32 protein-coding genes are annotated in these 19,785 nt (G+C 41.8%); 30 read left to right on the forward strand and 2 right to left on the reverse strand.

Features of this window, described 5'->3' with window-relative positions:
- Positions 1-31 precede the first annotated feature (31 nt).
- The 28 genes from rplX (at position 32) to UN64_RS18445 (ending at position 16,980) form a co-directional block, all read left to right on the forward strand.
- Entirely contained in the window at positions 32-343 is a 312-nt protein-coding gene (gene rplX / locus UN64_RS18305; RefSeq protein WP_066294477.1) for a 50S ribosomal protein L24, read from the forward strand.
- Between the two features lie 26 nt (positions 344-369).
- Positions 370-909, forward strand: coding sequence for a 50S ribosomal protein L5 (gene rplE, locus UN64_RS18310; protein WP_066390678.1), 540 nt, complete (start codon positions 370-372; stop codon positions 907-909).
- A 24-nt stretch (positions 910-933) separates the two neighbouring features.
- Positions 934-1,119, forward strand: coding sequence for a type Z 30S ribosomal protein S14 (locus tag UN64_RS18315; RefSeq protein ID WP_066285547.1), 186 nt, complete (start codon positions 934-936; stop codon positions 1,117-1,119).
- 32 nt (positions 1,120-1,151) lie between these two features.
- A complete protein-coding gene (rpsH, locus tag UN64_RS18320; RefSeq protein WP_066285549.1) occupies positions 1,152-1,550 on the forward strand; it encodes a 30S ribosomal protein S8 in 399 nt (132 codons plus the stop codon).
- A 24-nt stretch (positions 1,551-1,574) separates the two neighbouring features.
- Entirely contained in the window at positions 1,575-2,114 is a 540-nt protein-coding gene (gene rplF / locus UN64_RS18325) for a 50S ribosomal protein L6 (RefSeq protein ID WP_077365524.1), read from the forward strand.
- Between the two features lie 31 nt (positions 2,115-2,145).
- On the forward strand, positions 2,146-2,508 hold the full coding sequence (gene rplR, locus UN64_RS18330; protein ID WP_077365526.1) for a 50S ribosomal protein L18: 363 nt from the start codon (positions 2,146-2,148) through the stop codon (positions 2,506-2,508).
- Positions 2,509-2,522: 14 nt separating this feature from the next.
- Entirely contained in the window at positions 2,523-3,023 is a 501-nt protein-coding gene (rpsE, locus tag UN64_RS18335; protein ID WP_066285555.1) for a 30S ribosomal protein S5, read from the forward strand.
- A gap of 14 nt (positions 3,024-3,037) precedes the next feature.
- Positions 3,038-3,226 (forward strand): 50S ribosomal protein L30, encoded by a 189-nt coding sequence (gene rpmD, locus UN64_RS18340; protein ID WP_066285557.1) that lies wholly within the window; start codon positions 3,038-3,040, stop codon positions 3,224-3,226.
- Between the two features lie 31 nt (positions 3,227-3,257).
- The gene (rplO, locus tag UN64_RS18345; protein ID WP_066285559.1) at positions 3,258-3,698 is read left to right on the forward strand and encodes a 50S ribosomal protein L15; all 441 of its coding nucleotides are present in this window, start codon (positions 3,258-3,260) and stop codon (positions 3,696-3,698) included.
- Entirely contained in the window at positions 3,698-4,999 is a 1,302-nt protein-coding gene (secY, locus tag UN64_RS18350) for a preprotein translocase subunit SecY (protein ID WP_077365528.1), read from the forward strand. Before rplO ends, secY begins: the two co-directional genes overlap by 1 nt.
- Before the next feature lie 71 nt (positions 5,000-5,070).
- Positions 5,071-5,724 (forward strand): adenylate kinase, encoded by a 654-nt coding sequence (locus UN64_RS18355; RefSeq protein WP_066285562.1) that lies wholly within the window; start codon positions 5,071-5,073, stop codon positions 5,722-5,724.
- Positions 5,721-6,467 carry a type I methionyl aminopeptidase gene (gene map / locus UN64_RS18360; protein WP_066285564.1) on the forward strand — a complete coding sequence of 249 codons (747 nt, stop codon included), beginning with the start codon at positions 5,721-5,723 and terminating at the stop codon, positions 6,465-6,467. The genes UN64_RS18355 and map overlap by 4 nt, the downstream gene beginning before the upstream one ends.
- A 14-nt stretch (positions 6,468-6,481) precedes the next feature.
- Positions 6,482-6,805, forward strand: coding sequence for a KOW domain-containing RNA-binding protein (locus tag UN64_RS18365; RefSeq protein WP_077365530.1), 324 nt, complete (start codon positions 6,482-6,484; stop codon positions 6,803-6,805).
- Entirely contained in the window at positions 6,798-7,016 is a 219-nt protein-coding gene (gene infA / locus UN64_RS18370) for a translation initiation factor IF-1 (protein ID WP_066237890.1), read from the forward strand. The genes UN64_RS18365 and infA overlap by 8 nt, the downstream gene beginning before the upstream one ends.
- A gap of 35 nt (positions 7,017-7,051) precedes the next feature.
- Positions 7,052-7,165, forward strand: coding sequence for a 50S ribosomal protein L36 (rpmJ, locus tag UN64_RS18375; protein ID WP_007203526.1), 114 nt, complete (start codon positions 7,052-7,054; stop codon positions 7,163-7,165).
- Between the two features lie 21 nt (positions 7,166-7,186).
- A complete protein-coding gene (gene rpsM, locus UN64_RS18380; RefSeq protein WP_077365532.1) occupies positions 7,187-7,552 on the forward strand; it encodes a 30S ribosomal protein S13 in 366 nt (121 codons plus the stop codon).
- Positions 7,553-7,572: 20 nt separating this feature from the next.
- Positions 7,573-7,968: a 30S ribosomal protein S11 gene (rpsK, locus tag UN64_RS18385; RefSeq protein WP_066237883.1), complete on the forward strand. Its 396-nt coding sequence runs from the start codon at positions 7,573-7,575 to the stop codon at positions 7,966-7,968.
- A 143-nt stretch (positions 7,969-8,111) separates the two neighbouring features.
- A complete protein-coding gene (locus tag UN64_RS18390; RefSeq protein ID WP_066285575.1) occupies positions 8,112-9,056 on the forward strand; it encodes a DNA-directed RNA polymerase subunit alpha in 945 nt (314 codons plus the stop codon).
- A gap of 58 nt (positions 9,057-9,114) precedes the next feature.
- A complete protein-coding gene (rplQ, locus tag UN64_RS18395) occupies positions 9,115-9,477 on the forward strand; it encodes a 50S ribosomal protein L17 (protein ID WP_066285577.1) in 363 nt (120 codons plus the stop codon).
- 423 nt (positions 9,478-9,900) lie between these two features.
- Positions 9,901-10,731, forward strand: coding sequence for an energy-coupling factor ABC transporter ATP-binding protein (locus UN64_RS18400; protein WP_077365534.1), 831 nt, complete (start codon positions 9,901-9,903; stop codon positions 10,729-10,731).
- Entirely contained in the window at positions 10,716-11,582 is an 867-nt protein-coding gene (locus tag UN64_RS18405; protein ID WP_077365536.1) for an energy-coupling factor ABC transporter ATP-binding protein, read from the forward strand. The genes UN64_RS18400 and UN64_RS18405 overlap by 16 nt, the downstream gene beginning before the upstream one ends.
- A gap of 1 nt (position 11,583) precedes the next feature.
- On the forward strand, positions 11,584-12,381 hold the full coding sequence (locus UN64_RS18410) for an energy-coupling factor transporter transmembrane component T family protein (RefSeq protein WP_077365538.1): 798 nt from the start codon (positions 11,584-11,586) through the stop codon (positions 12,379-12,381).
- 14 nt (positions 12,382-12,395) lie between these two features.
- Positions 12,396-13,160 (forward strand): tRNA pseudouridine(38-40) synthase TruA, encoded by a 765-nt coding sequence (truA, locus tag UN64_RS18415; protein WP_077365540.1) that lies wholly within the window; start codon positions 12,396-12,398, stop codon positions 13,158-13,160.
- 150 nt (positions 13,161-13,310) lie between these two features.
- Positions 13,311-13,748 (forward strand): 50S ribosomal protein L13, encoded by a 438-nt coding sequence (gene rplM, locus UN64_RS18420; RefSeq protein ID WP_066285587.1) that lies wholly within the window; start codon positions 13,311-13,313, stop codon positions 13,746-13,748.
- A gap of 17 nt (positions 13,749-13,765) precedes the next feature.
- Complete coding sequence (gene rpsI / locus UN64_RS18425; RefSeq protein ID WP_066237857.1) at positions 13,766-14,158, forward strand: 30S ribosomal protein S9; 393 nt, start codon at positions 13,766-13,768, stop codon at positions 14,156-14,158.
- 370 nt (positions 14,159-14,528) lie between these two features.
- On the forward strand, positions 14,529-14,969 hold the full coding sequence (locus UN64_RS18435) for a DUF2521 family protein (RefSeq protein ID WP_077365544.1): 441 nt from the start codon (positions 14,529-14,531) through the stop codon (positions 14,967-14,969).
- Positions 14,970-15,042: 73 nt separating this feature from the next.
- A complete protein-coding gene (gene cwlD / locus UN64_RS18440) occupies positions 15,043-15,768 on the forward strand; it encodes an N-acetylmuramoyl-L-alanine amidase CwlD (protein ID WP_077365546.1) in 726 nt (241 codons plus the stop codon).
- Positions 15,769-15,936: 168 nt separating this feature from the next.
- Positions 15,937-16,980, forward strand: a complete 1,044-nt coding sequence (locus UN64_RS18445; RefSeq protein ID WP_077365548.1) for an Mrp/NBP35 family ATP-binding protein — start codon at positions 15,937-15,939, stop codon at positions 16,978-16,980.
- A gap of 27 nt (positions 16,981-17,007) precedes the next feature.
- Here UN64_RS18445 and gerD read toward each other — a convergent pair whose 3' ends face one another.
- A complete protein-coding gene (gene gerD / locus UN64_RS18450; RefSeq protein WP_077365550.1) occupies positions 17,008-17,631 on the reverse strand; it encodes a spore germination lipoprotein GerD in 624 nt (207 codons plus the stop codon).
- A 147-nt stretch (positions 17,632-17,778) separates the two neighbouring features.
- Here gerD and UN64_RS18455 point away from each other — a divergent pair, with 147 nt between their 5' ends.
- Positions 17,779-18,384, forward strand: coding sequence for a KinB-signaling pathway activation protein (locus UN64_RS18455; RefSeq protein WP_077365552.1), 606 nt, complete (start codon positions 17,779-17,781; stop codon positions 18,382-18,384).
- 24 nt (positions 18,385-18,408) lie between these two features.
- On the opposite strand, the gene pdaB is transcribed toward UN64_RS18455, so the two are convergent.
- Positions 18,409-19,170 carry a polysaccharide deacetylase family sporulation protein PdaB gene (gene pdaB / locus UN64_RS18460; RefSeq protein WP_077365554.1) on the reverse strand — a complete coding sequence of 254 codons (762 nt, stop codon included), beginning with the start codon at positions 19,168-19,170 and terminating at the stop codon, positions 18,409-18,411.
- Positions 19,171-19,331: 161 nt separating this feature from the next.
- Between pdaB and UN64_RS18465 the strand changes: the two genes are divergently transcribed.
- The gene (locus UN64_RS18465) at positions 19,332-19,541 is read left to right on the forward strand and encodes a hypothetical protein (protein WP_245802083.1); all 210 of its coding nucleotides are present in this window, start codon (positions 19,332-19,334) and stop codon (positions 19,539-19,541) included.
- The last annotated feature ends 244 nt before the right edge of the window (positions 19,542-19,785 follow it).

Below are 19,785 nucleotides of genomic sequence, written 5' to 3' on the forward strand. Positions count from 1 at the left end.
GTCTTGTAAGGAGGTGCAGCTCACAATGCCATTGCATGTGAAAAAAGGCGATAAAGTTCAAGTAATTTCAGGCAAGGATAAAGGCAAACAAGGTGTAATCCTTGAAGCTTATCCGAAGCTTAATAGAGTGCTTGTTGAAGGCGTAAACGTTGTTAAGAAACACGCAAAACCTTCTCAGGCTAATCCGCAAGGCGGAATCCTTAGCCAAGAAGCACCAATTCATGCTTCTAACGTAATGCCTCTTGACCCTAAAACTGGTGCTCCTACTCGTGTAGGCTACAATGTAGTTGATGGGAAAAAAGTTCGTGTGGCCAAAAAATCTGGTGAAACCCTAGATAAATAAGTCTCAGAGTGAAAGGAGGACACATAATGAACCGTCTACAAGAGCGATATAAAGCAGAGATCTTACCATCTCTAATGGAAAAGTTTAATTACACTTCAGTAATGCAAGCGCCAAAGATTGAAAAAATCGTTATCAACATGGGTGTTGGTGAAGCAGTTTCCAACTCTAAAGTGTTAGATACAGCAGTAGAGGAACTTACAGCAATCGCTGGTCAAAAGCCTGTGATTACTCGTGCTAAAAAGTCCATCGCTGGATTTAAGCTTCGTGAAGGTATGCCGATCGGATCAAAAGTTACACTTCGCGGAGAGCGCATGTATGACTTCCTTGATAAGTTGATCAGCGTTTCACTTCCACGTGTTCGTGACTTCCGCGGGGTTTCTAAGAAATCTTTCGACGGTCGCGGTAACTACACGCTAGGTGTTAAAGAACAATTGATCTTCCCTGAGATCGATTATGATAAAGTAAACAAAGTTCGCGGAATGGACATCGTTATTGTAACGACTGCGAACACTGACGAAGAAGCTCGTGAGCTTCTAACACAAGTCGGAATGCCATTCCAAAAATAACCTTTAGCCAAAGGAGGTTTACCCGTGGCAAAGAAGTCAATGATTGCTAAGCAACAACGCAAGCAAAAGTTCCAAGTGCAAGAGTACACGCGCTGTGAACGTTGCGGGCGTCCTCATTCAGTAATCCGCAAGTTCAAATTGTGCCGTATTTGTTTCAGAGAACTTGCTCATAAAGGTCAAATTCCTGGCGTAAGAAAAGCCAGCTGGTAATACCCTGAAAAAAGGGAAGGAGGTAACTAGTAATGGTTATGACAGATCCAATTGCAGATATGCTTACTCGTATCCGCAACGCTAACACTGTTCGTCACGATAAGTTGGAGCTTCCTGCTTCTAATATGAAAAAAGAAATCGCAGAAATCCTTAAGCGTGAAGGTTTTGTTCGCGATGTGGAGTATGTAGAGGACAGCAAACAAGGAATGATTCGCATCTTCCTTAAGTACGGTTCTAACAATGAGCGTGTAATCTCAGGTCTTAAGCGTATCTCAAAACCTGGTTTACGTGTTTATGCAAAATCAAGTGAACTTCCACGTGTTCTTGGAGGACTTGGAATTGCAATCGTATCTACATCTAAAGGCATTATGACTGATAAAGAAGCTCGCCAATCACAAATGGGTGGCGAAGTACTAGCGTACGTTTGGTAATAAAAAGCGAATGGAGGTGTCATCATGTCTCGCGTAGGTAACAAACCGATAGAAGTTCCAGGCGGCGTTACGATCAATGTTGCAAATGACAACACTGTATCTGTAAAAGGCCCTAAAGGTGAACTTTCTCGCAAATTCAATGCTGACATTAAAATTAATGTTCAAGATAACGAAATTACTGTGGAACGCCCGAGCGACCACAAAGAGCACCGTGCATTGCATGGTACTACTCGCAGCGTATTAAACAACATGGTAATCGGTGTAACAAACGGTTATGAAAGAGCTCTTGAAATTATCGGGGTTGGATATCGTGCTTCCAAAGCTGGTAACAAGCTTGTACTTAACGTTGGTTACTCTCACCCAGTTGAAATCGTTCCTGAGCAAGGAATCGACATCGAAGTACCTTCTAACACGAAGGTTATCGTTAAGGGTATTGACAAGCAACGTGTAGGTGAAGTTGCTGCAAACATCCGTTCAGTTCGTTCACCTGAGCCTTACAAAGGTAAAGGTATTCGTTACGAAGGTGAATTCGTTCGCCGTAAAGAAGGTAAGACTGGTAAATAAAGCCGTTAGGTAGCGGAAAGGAGTGCAAAGGATGATCACGAAAGCAGATAAGAATGTCGCTCGTAAGAAAAGACATGCTCGTGTTCGCCGCGTTGTAAGCGGAACAGCACAACGTCCTCGTTTGAACGTATTCCGTTCTACAAAGCACATCTATGCTCAATTGATCGATGATCAAGCAGGTGTAACAATTGTATCTGCATCTTCTCTTGATAAAGGAGTAAATGTAGAAAACGGTGGAAACGTAGATGCTGCTAAAGCGATTGGTCAAGAAATCGCTAAGCGCGCAGTTGAAAAAGGAATCAAATCGGTTGTATTTGACCGAGGCGGATATTTATATCACGGACGTATTAAAGCATTAGCAGACGCAGCTCGTGAAGCTGGGTTAGAATTTTAATCGAAGGAGGGAACCTGATGCGTATCGACCCTAACAAACTTGAACTTGAAGAACGCGTCGTTACGGTTAACCGTGTAGCTAAGGTAGTAAAAGGTGGACGTCGTTTCCGCTTTGCTGCAGTGGTTGTCGTAGGTGACAAAAATGGTCACGTTGGATTCGGTACTGGTAAAGCCCAAGAGGTACCAGAAGCGATCCGTAAGGCGATTGAAGATGCTAAGAAAAACTTAGTAACTGTACCGATTGTAAAAACAACAATTCCTCACCAAGTAGTTGGACGTTTTGGAGCAGGTAACGTATTCTTAAAGCCTGCATCTGAAGGTACTGGGGTAATTGCTGGTGGACCTGTACGTGCGGTATTGGAGCTTGCTGGTGTAGGTGACATCCTTTCTAAGTCACTTGGATCTAACAACCCAATCAACATGGTTCGTGCAACAATCGAAGGATTGAAAAATTTAAAGCGTGCTGAAGACGTTGCGAAACTTCGTGGCAAATCAGTACAAGAGCTTTTAGGTTAAGGAGGGAATTTTAGATGGCTAAGAAATTAGAAATCACCCTCACTCGCAGTGTTATCGGCCGTCCGGAAAACCAGCGTGTTGTTGTTAAGACACTAGGTTTGCGCAAAATGCACCAGACAGTTGTGCACGAAGATAACGCGGCTATCCGCGGTATGGTTAACAAGGTATCTCACCTTTTAACAGTGAAAGAATTAGAAGCTTAATAAGATAAATAAATCATGAGGAGGTGCTCAGATGAAACTTCATGAGTTGAAGCCATCAGAAGGATCCCGTAAAGTTCGCAACCGTGTAGGTCGCGGTATCGGATCAGGAAATGGTAAAACAAGTGGTCGAGGACATAAAGGTCAAAACTCACGTTCAGGCGGTGGAGTAAGACCAGGATTCGAGGGTGGACAAAATCCACTGGCACGTCGTTTACCGAAGCGCGGATTCACAAACCCTACTCGTAAAGAGTATGCAGTTGTAAATCTTGAGAAGCTTGTACGTTTTGAAGAGGGCACAGAGGTAACTCCTGAACTTCTTCTTGAAACAGGAGTAGTAAGCAATCTTAAGAACGGTATTAAAGTATTAGGTAATGGCAAGTTGGAAGTTAAGCTTACAGTTAAGGCGCACAAATTCTCTGTTTCTGCTAAAGAAGCAATTGAAGCAGCGGGCGGAAAAACTGAGGTGATCTAATGTTCCAGACAATCTCCAACATCATGCGTGTGGGTGATCTGAGAAACAAAATATTGTTTACACTTGCGATGCTGGTGGTGTTCCGTCTTGGAACATTCATCCCAGTACCTGGTGTGAATCGCGATGTATTGAAATTCAGTACGGGCGACAGTGCTAACATTTTTGGTTTTTTAAATACGTTTGGCGGTGGAGCGTTACAAAACTTCTCCATTTTCGCTATGGGTATCATGCCGTACATTACAGCATCGATCATCGTGCAGCTTTTGCAGATGGACGTTGTGCCGAAGTTTACGGAATGGAGTAAGCAAGGTGAAGTCGGGCGAAAGAAATTAGCTCAGTTCACACGCTATGGAACGATCGTTCTTGGTTTTATCCAAGCAATCGGTATGTCTATCGGTTTTAACAATCTTTTTCCTGGACTTATTCAAAACCCTAGCATGACTACGTATCTATTTATCGCGTTAGTTTTAACTGCAGGTACTGCATTCTTAATGTGGTTAGGTGAGCAGATTACCCTTAAGGGGATTGGAAACGGAATATCAGTTCTAATTTTTGCGGGGATTGTCGCAGCTATTCCTACAGCAGTTAACCAGCTTTTCACAACGCAATTCGAAGGCGGAAACGATCAGATGTTTATGCACATCGTTACGGTCGTACTCCTTGCACTTGCGATTGTACTCATCATTATGGGTGTTATCTTTATTCAACAAGGTGTTCGGAAAATCCCGATTCAGTATGCAAAACGGGTCGTTGGAACAAAGCCTGTTGGCGGCCAGTCTACTCATCTTCCGATTAAAGTTAACGCAGCAGGTGTTATCCCGGTTATCTTTGCGATTTCCTTGATTATCACGCCAAGAACTGTTGCTGGTTTCTTCGGACAGAATGATGTTACGACTTGGATTATCAACACGTTTGACTATACGAAGCCAGTCGGAATGATTATATATGCGCTCCTCATTATCGGATTCTCGTATTTCTATACGTTTATCCAAGTGAACCCGGAGCAAATGGCGGAAAACTTAAAAAAGCAGGGTGGATACATTCCTGGCATTCGTCCAGGGGCTAACACTCAAACTTATATAACAAGAATTCTGTATCGATTAACGTTTGTTGGATCTCTATTCCTGGCTGCAATTGCAGTCCTGCCAGTTGTCTTTACAGCAATTCCAGGTTTGAACCTTCCGCCAGCCATTCAAATTGGTGGAACAAGCTTGCTGATTGTTGTAGGTGTGGCACTAGACACCATGAAGCAAATTGAGAGCCAGCTGATCAAGCGGCACTATAAAGGCTTCATTAAATAAGGGCGTGGGAAGATTATTCTTCCCGGCATGCTCTGTTTAAAAAAGACGATTGTGATTTATGGAGGGATTAGATGTATCTAGTCTTAATGGGATTACCCGGAGCAGGTAAGGGTACTCAAGCAGAAAGAATTGTTGAGAAGTACGGAATACCACATATCTCTACTGGAGATATGTTCCGAGCAGCAATTAAAGAGGAGACTCCTCTTGGACTTGAGGCAAAATCGTACATGGATGCGGGTAACCTCGTTCCTGACGAAGTTACAATCGGCATCGTACGTGACCGACTTTCTAAAAAGGACTGCGAAAAAGGATTTTTACTAGATGGATTCCCTCGGACAGTTGCCCAAGCGGAAGCACTGGAAGAAATCACACAAGAGCTTTCCCGAAAGATTGATTATGTTCTAAACATTTCAGTTGATTCAGATAAGCTTATGCAGCGATTAACAGGTCGTCGGATTTGCCAAACATGCGGAAGCACGTATCATGTAATATTCAACCCGCCAAAGGTTGAAGGAGTATGTGATAAAGACGGCGGTACGCTTATCCAACGTCAAGATGATAATGAAGAGACCGTTCGAAACCGTTTAGATGTAAACATGAAGCAGGCTAAACCACTGCTTGATTTTTATGGTGATAAAGGTTACCTGAAAAACATTAATGGTGATCAGGATATCGACAAAGTCTTTCAAGACATTGACCAACTTATTGGGGGATTGGCGAAATGATTATCTGCAAAACACCGCGAGAGATTGAAATCATGCGGGAGGCAGGTCGCATCGTTGCCTTAACTCATCAAGAGTTAAAAAAACACATTAAGCCTGGCATAACTACTAAGGAACTGGACAAAATTGCTGATAAGTTTATCCGCAGCCAAGGTGCAATCCCTTCATTTAAAAACTATAATGGTTTTAGCGGAAGTATCTGTGCTTCTGTGAATGAAGAGCTTGTACATGGGATTCCAGGTAAACGCGTACTGAACCATGGCGACATTATCTCTATAGATATTGGGGCGAAGTACAACGGATATCATGGTGATTCCGCTTGGACGTACGGAGTTGGTGAGATTTCTGAGGAAGCTCAAAAACTTCTGGATGTAACCGAAGAGTCTTTATATAGAGGACTTGAAAAGGCAAAAGCCGGTGCCCGGTTAACTGACATTTCTCATGAGATACAAAAGTATGCTGAGGAAGAAGGTTTTTCTGTTGTCCGCGAATATGTTGGACACGGGATAGGCCAGGACTTGCATGAGGACCCGCAAATTCCTCATTACGGACCGCCTGGTAAAGGACCGGTACTGAAAAAGGGCATGGTTCTAGCAATAGAACCGATGATAAATGCGGGAACTCGCTATGTTCGAACATTATCCGATAACTGGACGGTTGTCACAACGGATGGCAAATGGTGTGCTCACTTTGAACACACGGTTGTCATTACGGAGGAAGGCTTTGAAATCTTAACAAAGATCTAGGTGAAGGTGATGAAATGGTAAGCGAATCTGATTCGGTACCGAATATAGGACAACTGGTTCGGATACTAAAAGGAAGAGACGCAGATCGGCTTGGTGTAATAGTCGGCATTCTCGATGGACGTTTTGTTCTCGTAGCTGATGGTGATAAGCGCAAGTTCGATCGCGCCAAACGAAAAAACCTGAACCATTTAGAATTGCTAGATTTTATTTCTCCAGAAGTTGTTAAAAGCATTCTTGAAACAGGTCGTGTAACCAATGGCAAATTGCGTTATGCAGTAGCGAAGTTTTCCGACGAGAAAGTCATTGCTCTGAAGAAGGGAGATCAAGTCGATGGCTAAAGATGATGTTATCGAGGTAGAAGGTACAGTTATTGAACCTTTGCCGAACGCCATGTTTCGTGTTGAACTAGAAAACGGACACAAAGTTCTAGCGCACGTTTCTGGAAAGATTCGTATGCACTACATTCGAATTCTTCCAGGAGATAAAGTAACCGTAGAATTGTCTCCGTATGACTTATCACGTGGTCGTATAACGTATCGTTTTAAATAATCAATGTACTCCGTGACATAAGGAGGTTATAAAAAATGAAGGTAAGACCATCAGTCAAGCCAATATGTGAAAAGTGTAAAGTGATTCGCCGCAGAGGCACTGTAATGGTGATCTGTGAAAATCCGAAACATAAACAAAAACAAGGTTAATATACAGGAGGTGCAAAAATTATGGCACGTGTTGCAGGTGTAGATATTCCTCGTGATAAGCGAGTAGTAATCTCATTAACATACATCTTCGGTATCGGTAAAACAAAAGCACAGCAAATTCTTGCTGAAGCTGGAGTTTCTGAAGATACACGAGTTCGTGATCTTACTGAAGATGAATTAAACAAAATCCGCGAAGTCATCGATGGACACAAAGTGGAGGGTGACCTTCGCCGTGAAGTTTCATTAAACATCAAGCGTCTTATCGAGATCGGAGCATATCGTGGTGTTCGTCATCGTCGTGGATTACCAGTACGTGGTCAAAACACGAAGAACAACTCCCGTACTCGTAAAGGACCTCGTCGTACTGTAGCGAATAAGAAAAAGTAAGTAAAGGAGGTAAACTCTAAATGGCAAAAGCACGTAAGACTAATACACGTAAGCGTCGTGTCAAAAAGAATGTTGAAGTCGGCGTAGCACATATCCGTTCTACATTCAACAACACGATCATTACGATTACTGACACGCACGGGAACGCAATCTCTTGGGCGACTGCTGGTCACCTAGGATTTAAAGGTTCTCGTAAGTCTACTCCGTTCGCAGCACAAATGGCAGCTGAAACAGCTGGTAAAACTGCAATGGAACATGGTATGAAGACGTTGGAAGTATCCGTTAAAGGACCTGGAGCTGGACGTGAAGCAGCAATCCGTGCCCTTCAAGCGGTAGGCTTAGAAGTAACAGCTATTCGTGATGTTACTCCTGTACCTCACAACGGTTGCCGTCCGCCAAAACGCCGTCGTGTGTAACGATATACACGGTATATAATTCCTTAACTTGTCTATAATGGTTATAGTAAAAGTTTTGGTAAAAGATAAGTCGGAATGCCTATGGGGAATTTCGGCTGGAACAATCCAGCCGAGATTCGACGTTTGAAGGAGGGTTCAGTTGAATGATCGAAATCGAAAAGCCAAGAATTGAGACGGTTGAAATCAGCGACGATGCCACATACGGAAAGTTTGTTGTTGAACCACTTGAACGTGGATACGGGACTACACTAGGCAACTCCTTGCGTCGTATCTTGTTGTCCTCACTACCTGGTGCAGCAGTTACATCTATTCAGATCAATGGCGTATTGCATGAGTTCTCAACAGTTGAAGGTGTGGTTGAAGATGTTACTACAATCATCTTGAACTTAAAGAAGCTTGCAATGAAGATTTACTCTGATGAAGAAAAGACACTTGAAATCGACATCCAAGGTGAAGGCGTCGTAACAGCTGGTGACATTACTCATGACAGCGATGTAGAAATCCTTAATCCGGATCTTCATATCGCAACACTTGCAAAGGGAGCTCATTTCCAAATGAAGCTTCATGCTAAACGTGGTCGTGGTTATGTACAGGCAGAAGGCAATAAACGCGAAGACCTGCCTATCGGTGTTATTCCTGTTGATTCAATTTACACACCTATTTCTCGTGTAAACTATCAAGTAGAAAACACTCGTGTAGGACAAGTAACAAACTATGATAAGCTAACGCTTGATGTATGGACTGATGGGAGCATTCGTCCAGAGGAAGCAGTTTCTCTTGGTGCGAAGATCATTAGCGAACATTTAAACATTTTTGTTGGCTTAACAGATCAGGCTCAGAACGCTGAGATTATGGTAGAAAAAGAAGAAGACCAAAAGGAAAAAGTTCTTGAAATGACTATTGAAGAACTTGATCTTTCTGTTCGTTCTTACAATTGCCTAAAGCGTGCTGGCATTAATACAGTACAAGAACTTGCGAATAAGTCTGAAGAAGACATGATGAAAGTGCGCAACCTTGGCAAGAAGTCTCTTGAAGAAGTTCAAGAGAAACTTGATGAGCTTGGTCTTTCATTACGCGCTGACGATTAATTCGTAATACGCGCTTTTTCAAGACGAGAGAGAAACGCGCAGAGGAGGGAATACAAGCATGGGATACCAAAAGTTAGGTCGTGTATCTGCGGTTCGTAAAGCAATGCTTCGTGATTTAGCTACTGATTTAATCATCAACGAGCGTATTGAAACTACAGAAGCACGTGCAAAAGAAGTTCGTAAATTTGCTGAAAAAATGATTACGCTTGGTAAGCGTGGAGACCTTCATGCTCGCCGTCAAGCTGCATCGTTCCTTCGTAACGAAGTAGCAGACAGTGAGTCTGGCCAAAGATCTCTTCAAAAACTTTTCAGTGATCTTGCACCTCGCTATGCTGAGCGTAACGGTGGTTACACTCGCATCGCAAAAATCGGCCCTCGCCGTGGTGATGGTGCACCAATGGTTATCATTGAATTAGTATAATAAACGTTACTTAAAGGGCGGGATCAAGTCTTCAATGACAATCTTGCCCTTTTTTATTTTATTAAAAAGTTGATATAGAAAAGCTTTGTCGCTCTTTGGAAGAGTTGATTTGCGCTCCAGGTGCTCGCTTTCCGCGGGGCGTGCGGTGAGCCTCCTGGCGCTTTGCGCCCTTAGGAGTCTCCACCTGACCGCTCGTCCCGCAGGAGTCTCGCACCTTGCGCTCCAATCAACTTGTCAGAGAAGCAAAACAAAACAAAAAACAAAGCAAAAAACAAAGCAAAAAACCAACCCTTTAAAAAATTTTTTTAAAAACTATTATTGATGTAAAGGAAATACAGCCTTTGCAGCAATAATTAAAAGAGTTTTAAGAACTAACTAGCAGAGAGCAGCTTAGATTAGCAGCAGCTAAGAGGAGGATGTCACATGGAGAGCATTATTTCGGTTAAGGATGTGACCTTTTTTTATCCGGGAGAAGAGACGGCCACGCTGAAAAACGTGAGCTTAGATGTATACAAAGGCGAGTGGCTTTCTATTGTTGGCCATAATGGTTCTGGGAAGTCTACTTTGGCTAAATTGCTGAATGGTCTGTTGCTGCCGAATGAGGGTACTGTAAATGTTTCTGAGTACGTAACAGCGCGTGAGGATGACATTTGGGAAATTCGCAGACAGGTAGGAATGGTTTTTCAGAATCCGGATAATCAATTTGTAGGGACAAGCGTTCAAGATGATATTGCATTTGGTCTTGAAAACTTCGGTGTACCTCGTGAAGAGATGATTAAGCGGATCAATGAAAGTGTTCAGCGGGTCGGCATGGAAGCTTTCTTAAATCAAGAACCACATCAATTATCGGGCGGTCAAAAACAGAGAGTAGCGATTGCGGGTATTTTAGCACAAAAGCCTTCTGTCATCGTATTAGATGAAGCCACTTCAATGCTTGATCCAGTCGGCAGGATTGAAGTAATGGAGACAGTCCGTGAACTCAATCAAAATGAAGGCATCACTGTTATTTCAATCACTCATGATTTAGAGGAAGCGCTAAGTGCAGACAGAGTTGTCGTCATGAAAATGGGGGAAAAAGCAGCAGAAGGAAAACCCGATACTATCTTTCAGCAGCGTGATTTGCTGAAGTCTGCTGGTCTGGATTTACCGTTTTCACTAAAATTAAGCGAAGCTCTTCGCAGGCAGGGAGTCGAGCTTGATAGAGGCTATTTAACGCAGGAAGAGCTGGTGAATGCATTATGGAAATTAGCATAAAGCAACTCGAACATCGGTATATGCAAGGAACGCCATTTGAAAGGCGGGCTCTTCATGATGTGAACCTGGATATACCTGATGAAACATTCCTCGCGCTCATCGGACATACGGGGTCTGGAAAGTCGACACTTATTCAGCATCTGAATGGGCTGTTGAAACCATCTGCTGGATCTATAAAAATGGGTGAAACGCTTTTAGAAGCTGGCGGGAAAAAGCAAGATTTAAAGCCGCTTCGCAAAAAGGCAGGAATCGTATTTCAGTATCCGGAACATCAGCTTTTCGAGGAAACAGTGGAAAAGGATATCATGTTCGGTCCCCGCAATTTTGGGATGGCAGAAGAGGAAGCGAAGAATACAGCTTCAAGAGTGATTGAGATGGTAGGATTGCCGCAAACGGTTTTAAGCAAATCACCGTTCGACCTAAGCGGAGGCCAGATGAGAAGAGTAGCGATCGCCGGTGTGCTTGCTATGAATCCAGAAGTTCTTATTCTAGATGAACCGACTGCAGGATTAGATCCAGCGGGTCGTGTAGAAATCATGGATTTATTTTACGATCTTCATCAAAAAAACAAGTTAACAACTGTGCTTGTCACTCACAGCATGGAGGATGCCTCTAAATATGCGGATGAGATTGCTGTCATGCATAAGGGTGAACTTTACTTGCACGGGAAGCCAAGCGAAATTTTTAATGAGAGAAAAGCACTTCAAGAGGCAGGGTTGGATGTACCTGAAACGGTTCAATTTCTTTTGAAATGGAACGAGAAGTCAGGACAGAACCTGTCACTGTCGGATTTTACGATAGAAGAACTGGCTAAAAGTCTTGGACAAGCTCTCAAGAAGAGGGGGAGCTAGTATGCTGCAAAATGTAATTATCGGTCAGTATTACCCGGCATCGTCTCCTCTGCACCGGATGGATTCACGCTCAAAGCTTATTGCTGCATTCTTTTATTTGTTCATTGTTTTTTTAGCCAACAATTGGATCACATACGGTCTTCTGATCGCTTTTACTGCTGTCACCATCTCAGCATCCAAAGTTCCGCTGCGGTTTTTATATAAAGGACTTAAACCGATCCTTATTCTTGTAGTTTTCACGATGCTTCTGCACATCTTTTTAACAAAAGAAGGAGATGTGCTTTATAAAGCGGGCTGGTTAGAAATATATGAAGGCGGAGTGATACAGGGTATCTTTATCGCGATGAGACTTCTGTTGCTCGTGTTGATGACCTCATTGCTTACGCTGACTACAACACCGATTGATATAACAGACGGGCTTGAACATCTGCTTGGTCCGTTAAAAAAATGGAAGCTTCCTGTTCATGAGTTTGCTTTAATGATGTCGATATCTCTTCGATTTATACCGACTCTTTTGCAAGAGACAGAGAAGATCATGAAGGCACAGATGGCTCGTGGTGCTGATTTTACAAGCGGACCGATAAAAGAAAGGGCAAAAGCCTTTGTTCCGCTTCTTGTTCCTTTGTTTGTGTCTTCTTTTAAGCGTGCAGAAGAGCTTGCACTCGCCATGGAAGCAAGAGGCTACCGCGGCGGTGAAGGCAGAACGAGGTTAAGAGCGCTAGAGTGGCATAACCGGGATACATTTGCCTTAGTGCTGCTTATCTTGCTGACAATATCGCTATTTTTATTACGCAGTTAAAAGGAGAAACAACAATGGCTCGTATGAAAGTAACCGTAGCTTATGACGGAACTGATTTTGCCGGATACCAAGTACAGCCTAGCGGAAGAACGGTGCAAGGCACGATTCAGTCTGTTCTCCAAAAGATGCATAAAGGAGAGGCTGTACAGATTTCAGCTTCTGGCCGTACTGATGCTGGTGTACACGCAGTCGGCCAAGTGTTTCATTTTGATACAGAAATGATTATTCCAAGTGGTGCTTGGGGGAAAGCTTTAAACGCGATGCTGCCGGATGACATTCTTATAAAAGATGTGGAAGAAGTACCCGATTCGTTTCATTCTCGGTTTTCTGCAGAAAGCAAAGAGTATCATTATAAATTGCTCGTAAGTAAACAGCCTGACGTTTTTAAAAGGGACCACATGTTTCATTATCCGTACCCATTGAATATGAGGGATATCCAAAAAGCATGCAGCTGCTTTTTAGGTACTCATGATTTCACTTCGTTTTCATCTGCACGTTCAGAAGTAGCGGATAAGGTAAGAACGATCTTCTCATTGGATGTGCATGAGGAAGGTGAGTCTCTGACCTTTAAAATCAAAGGCAGCGGGTTTTTGTATAACATGGTGAGGATAATCATTGGGACTCTTTTAGAGGTAGGACAAGGCAAAAGGAAGCCTGAAGAGATTATGACGATCATCGCAGGTAAAAACCGTGCATTGGCTGGCAAGACAGCACCTGCTCACGGACTTTATTTATATCAAGTAAATTACCAAGAGAATTACCAAGAGAATCATGAATAATATTTAGGATACGCTTGACATCGTTGTTTATATATTATAAGATATTATTTGGTATTTCTAAAGATATCGTCCACATGCCCCGGAGATATTTTGGGAAATGTTCACATTGAATATAATTGAATTTGATTGAAGATACAGGAGGGAAAACACATGCGTACGACTTTCATGGCGAAAGCTTCTGAAGTAGAACGTAAATGGTTTGTGATCGACGCTGAAGGCAAGACTCTTGGACGTCTATCCAGTGAAGTTGCTTCTATCCTTCGCGGTAAGCATAAGCCTATTTATACACCACACGTTGATACTGGTGATCACGTGATCATCATCAACGCAGAAAAGATCGAATTAACAGGTAAGAAATTGACTGACAAAATTTATTACCGCCACACTGGACACCCAGGTGGACTTCGTACGAGAACTGCATTAGAAATGCGTACAACTCGTCCGGTTCAAATGCTTGAGCTAGCAATCAAAGGTATGCTTCCAAAGAACAGCCTTGGTCGCCAAATGTTCAAAAAGCTTCACGTATATGCTGGAGCTGAGCACAACCATCAAGCACAAAAACCTGAAAACTACGAGTTACGCGGATAAAAAAGGAGGGTATTTACGTGGCACAAGTACAATATTATGGCACTGGACGTCGTAAGCACTCCGTAGCGCGTGTACGATTAGTTCCTGGTGAAGGCCGTATCGTTATCAACGGACGTGACATAGACGAATTTTTCGGATTAGAAACATTAAAGCTTATTGTTAAGCAACCACTTAACACAACTGAAACAACTGATAAGTATGACGTATTAGTAACTGTTCATGGCGGTGGATACACTGGACAAGCAGGAGCTATCCGTCACGGTATCTCTCGTGCGCTTCTAGAAGCAGATCCTGAGTACCGCGGATCTCTTAAAGCAGCTGGATTCCTTACTCGTGACGCTCGTATGAAAGAGCGTAAGAAGTACGGACTTAAAGGCGCTCGTCGTGCACCTCAGTTCTCAAAACGTTAATCTTTATACGTTTATCAAAACCCTGTTCTCTTTTTGGAGAGCGGGGTTTTTTGTTTGCTTATGCTTTGTACCTTGTAAATAGCGACCCATGTGCGTAATTTGTCGAGGAATGTAAACTCGTGGATAAATGCTTGTTTTTCGTGGATTGGATGCAAAAATTTTTGGATTCAAGAATCTGGATTCAAGACTAAAAGCTTTTGCATTCATATTCAAATGCACCTGAGTACAAGGATTATCTTATGTGTTTTTTTAGTGTAATGCCAGCTTTTCCCTTACCATCTTTTATGCAGTGTCGATAAACCTTCCTTTGAGAAAAATAAAGGTAAGGAAAAACAATGCGTAAAGTTAAAACGCAGGAAGGGGAGAAAGAATGGCTATTGTCTTAAACAACTTCAGAGAAAAACAGCGCTATAAAAAAGAAAATTTCGAGCGAAAGGTACTTCGCGACTTGTCGCTTCCTAATATTAAAAAGGAATTTCAGCGGTTGTTCCAGCCGTTTTTCCAATACTCGCTTTTATATCAAAATGATATTGAGGACGCATGCATTGATATGGCGATCGATGCGTATCTACTAGGTGCAGGCTACAGCCGTTTTGCTTACCACGGTGAAACATTAGAAAAGATTAAAGATCGTGCATATGAAAAACAAAAAGCAATCGCAGACGGACTTTTTGAATATTGGCAGTTCTGGTGCTGGGGTACAGAAATGATGATGGAATCACTTCACCTCTGCTGTGAAGCCTATGTCCATGTTTGGTGGATGGAAGGGTACAGAAACGGTGAAAAACGCTACAGAATGAAACTGCAATAATCTCTAAGTAAGTTATAAATTCTTTCTTGTCCCATATACATAGTGATATATGGCTTGTATAGGGGGACAAAACATGAAGAAGTGGGTGAAGGGAGCCGCATTTGCATTAGGGTGCGCAGTCCTTATCTTTATTTTCACCTATCGTATTTTAGATAATGATTCATGGCGTGCATGGAACTTGCCGTTATCCGGAAAAGTTGTTGTGATCGATCCTGGACATGGGGGTGCAGATGGCGGTGCCGTAGGTGATGGTGAAGTACTCGAGAAGGAAATCGCCTTAAATATCTCGATTATGCTACGTGATTATTTGCAGGAAGCGGGAGCGCTTGTTATTATGACCCGTGAGACAGACAAAGACTTGGCTGAAAAAGGTACAAGAAAGCTAAGGCATCGAAAATGGGAAGATTTAAAAGAACGAAAAAAAATCATTAACGAAAACCATGCGGACTTATTTATCAGTATTCATTTAAATTCTTTGCCTTCCTCCAGATGGAGAGGAGCTCAAGTTTTTTATCACCCTGGAAGAGAAGAGGGTGAGGCAGTATCGCTATTTATTCAAGATGAAATTAAACGGAACCTCGAAAATACGAACCGATTTGCAAAATCGATTGAAGGACTTTACCTGCTCCGGTCAGCTGAAGTTCCAGGTGCATTAGTTGAAGTAGGATTCTTATCTAATCCATCAGAACGCGAATTGCTAAAGACGAAATCGTATCAGCAAAAAGTGGCTGCTTCTATTTATCAAGGATTGCTCAGGTACTATACAAATGAAACGCCTCCGAAAACTCCTTATGATTAAGGAGTTTTTCTTTAAGGTTCTGTTAGCCATTTACCTCCCACCCCGCGGAAAGCAAGGACCTGAAACGGAAATCAGCCCCTTCTAATTTCTTTAAAACCGCTTTCATGCTAAGTCTTCTAAGGTTGTGATATACTGAAAAGGAATTTTAGAGGTAAAGGATGTGTCTTTGTGCTTACTGAAGAAAAAGTAATCGAGCTGTTAAGTCCTATTCAAGACCCTTATTTACATAAAAACATGGTGGACTCCGGTAGTATTCGTGAGCTTAAAATAAAAGAAGGCTATGTTGGTTTAAAGATTGGCCTTGCGCATACAGGAACACCAGAACAAATGCAGCTGCAGCAGCAGATCGTACAAGTTCTTAAGAATGCAGGCGTAGAGTCTGTAGGTTTGCGATTTGAAAAAAGAGAAGATGTTCAGGCAGAAAGCCAGCCCCAGCAGCAGACGGGAGCTCCGACACTTCTGTCCGAAAACAGCAAAACTGAGTTTATTGCGATCGCAAGTGGTAAAGGCGGAGTAGGTAAGTCAACGGTTTCCGTCAACTTAGCAGTAGCACTTGCGAGGTTAGGAAAAAAAGTCGGATTGATCGACGCAGACATTTATGGTTTCAGTGTACCTGATATGATGGGAATTACTGAGCGCCCTAAAGTAAAAGGCGATCGTATTTTTCCTGTTGAGCGCTTTGGTGTAAAAGTTATTTCTATGGCATTCTTTGTGGAAGACAATGCACCAGTTATCTGGCGTGGTCCGATGCTTGGCAAAATGCTGATGAACTTCTTTAGTGAAGTAGAATGGGGAGATCTAGATTATGTTCTTCTCGACCTGCCTCCTGGAACAGGGGATGTTGCATTAGACGTTCATAAGATGCTTCCAAAATGTAAAGAAGTTATCGTTACAACACCTCATGCGACTGCAGCGTTTGTTGCTGCAAGGGCTGGAACGATGGCGATCAAAACAAATCATGAAGTTCTTGGAATTGTTGAGAACATGGCCTATTTCCAAAGCGAGTCCACTGGAGAAAAAGAATATGTTTTCGGTAAAGATGGAGGGAAGCGATTAGCGGAAGAATTAAATGTTCCTTTGCTAGGACAGATTCCATTAGGGCAGCCTGAAATAAAAGAAGATGATTTTGCGCCAAGTGTGTATGAGCAGACTCATCCAATCGGTGAACATTATATCAATATGGCTAAGACCATCATTGAAAAAACAAAGTAAAAAAAAGCCTCTCTGAATGAGAGGCTTTTATTGTGCGTTCGATTGTTCTTGTTCTTGCTGACCGCCGCCAGATGCTTCTTTTTCTTTTTTTGAGATGGACTGATCGATTTCATCATGTGCTACTTTTTTCAGCATCTCTTGAATTTGGGCCTGAACAATAGGATTTTCAAATGTTTCAAGCATTACTTTTTTCATTTCTTTTCGTACAGGCTGAGTATCTACAAGTCCTAGAAGCTTTTGTGCCATTTGCGGATTTTGCATGATCTTCATCACTTCTGCCTGATACTGCGGATCTTTGATGAGATCCTTCATCAGCTTTTCGTGTTCTTTTCTCATGCTTTTTGCAAAAGCTACAGAGAACTTAGGGTCTTTAAAAAGTGTCTGCCAGAACTTCTGCCCTTTTTCAGAAAGAAGCTGCTGTTCGATCGTCTGCTTTACGACTTCTTGGTCAATCAGGATTTCCTGCTGAATTTCTTTATCGGATAATACTTCTTTAATTGCTTTTTTTCCTTCATCTGTTTTTAATAAATCGACAAACATCTTCTTTGTCGTTTCATAATCCATCTGGGAACTTCCCTGGGCTTCATTTTGAGCACAGCCCGTTAAAGAGGCCAGAATGATACAAAAGAGGAAAATGTATATTTTTTTCAACTGGTTTCCTCCTCCTTTCAAGTGGGCTATATATCATTAGGATTGATTTTTAAGACTTATTTATACTGGTTATTTAAAGGAAAACTGGCAATTTAAAAAGGACATTGGTACAATCGTAACGGAGCAAGTTAGAGGGGGAAAACAAGCGTGAAAATCAAAAGTTGGCTCTTTTTATTTATAACCACACTTTTAATCGGAATTGTGAGTGCCATCACGGTAGGACTCATATTGAAATTTCCTGAGAACAGCACGTTGTTCGAGCTGTTATTATACATTTTTGGATTGATCGGCTTTGGGGCATTGTTCAGTGTTTTTAGCCAGATGGGCTTCTTTGCTTATTTGACCGTTCACCGTTTTGGTTTAGGCATCTTTAAGAGTCACCGCTTATGGAATGGTGTACAGCTCGTCCTTATTGCAGTCGTACTGTTCGATTTATTTTACTTAAGATATACGTCCTTTCATAAAGAAGGCGACAGTATTGTGAATTATATCGTGATACCACTTGCGATTTTAGTATATGGTTTGATCATTGCATATTTAAAAGTTAAACAAACATCTAAGGTAGCATTTATCCCAACACTTTTCTTTATTACAGTCGTAACTATCCTGGAATGGGTGCCGGTACTTAAAGAAAACAATGCACTATCTCTTTGGATGGGATTCGTTCCGTTAATGCTATGTAATACGTATCAGATTTTAATGCTGCACAGATTGCTGCAGAAGAACAAACAAAAAAAGCCCATTGCATCTTAAATGCACGGGCTTTTTGCATTTGAATTAGTTTACTTCTTTGCTGCTTGCTTCTGTATTGGCGATCATCTCACTGACGCTAACCAGTTTAAAGCCATCACCTTTTAATTTATCAATTATTTGCGGAAGTGCTTTATGTGTCTGCTTAACAGAATCAGATGCATGAAGCAAAATGATATCTCCTGCCTTCGTACCGTCAGTTGCTGTAGTAACAATCTTATCTACACCTGGATTTTTCCAGTCCTTCGTATCAATGCTCCAATGAACAACAGTATGGTTCAAGTCTTCAGAAATATTAAGTACTCGCTCATCGAAATTCCCATTTGGCGGACGAAGAAGAGAAGTCATCTTACCCGAAACTTTTTTAATCTTCTCTTGAGCTAAAAGAATATCCCTCTTGATCTGTTTATCTTCCCACTCGGTATAGCTTTTATATTGATAACCAAGACTCGCGACCTCATGACCATCTTTCACGATTCGTTCAACAATATCAGGATGTCTTTCTGCCCATGCAGCTGATAAGAAGAAGGTACAATTCTTTACGCCTTTTTCTTTTAAAATATCCAGGATCGGTGTTACCCGTTTGTCTCCCCAGCTGATATCAAAGGTCAAGGAAACTTTATTACCCTGATCTTCTCCTTTGTATATAGCTCGAGGGCCATCTTTTGAAGAGAATACTGATAGCTGCTGCTGTCCCACAAAAGCGAGGGAGGCAGCAAAAAATGCTGCAAACACAACAACCATGTATTGTTTTACTTTCTTACCGTTTATGACAAAGAAAAATTTCATTTACAATTTACCCCCTTGTCCATACTTCCTTACAAAATATTTATGACTGTCTGGACAAGATATGACGGATATTTAAGAAAAACCTAAAAATAATAACAGAGCTTTTACATGGCAATAATGATAAAAGAAAATGCTAAGCGGGGTGTTTTGTATTGATAGGGATGCTGTTGAATCATCAGGAACTTAATGAATTCGAATATGTACTGAAAAAAGAAATGGAAGAACTGATGTACGATTTAGAAGATCAAAAAATTGATGGGATCGTAAAATCGGTACTTGAAGAAAGGTATCAAATCATTTATCGTTTATTCTGCCGGTTTGCAAAACCAGCCGATTGTAGAAGGTATTTAAGGCGAAAACAAAGAAATTAATTATTTTCTAAAAAACTATTGACCATTACATATTCATGGTGGTATATTACTTCTTGTCGCTTTTACAGCGGTGTTACAAACAAATTAAGGTTATTAAAAAAAGCGGTTGACATCAGCTGTTAAACGGTGGTATCTTATAAAAGTCGCCAAAACGAGCGACACGCTTTTAAACAAAAAAAGTTCTTTGAAAACTGAACAAAAGCAAAGGTAAGGAATTAAGGATTAATTCCGTCAGTTTTAAAAC

This window comes from Fictibacillus arsenicus (assembly GCF_001999465.1).
GTDB classification, from domain to species: domain Bacteria; phylum Bacillota; class Bacilli; order Bacillales; family Fictibacillaceae; genus Fictibacillus; species Fictibacillus arsenicus.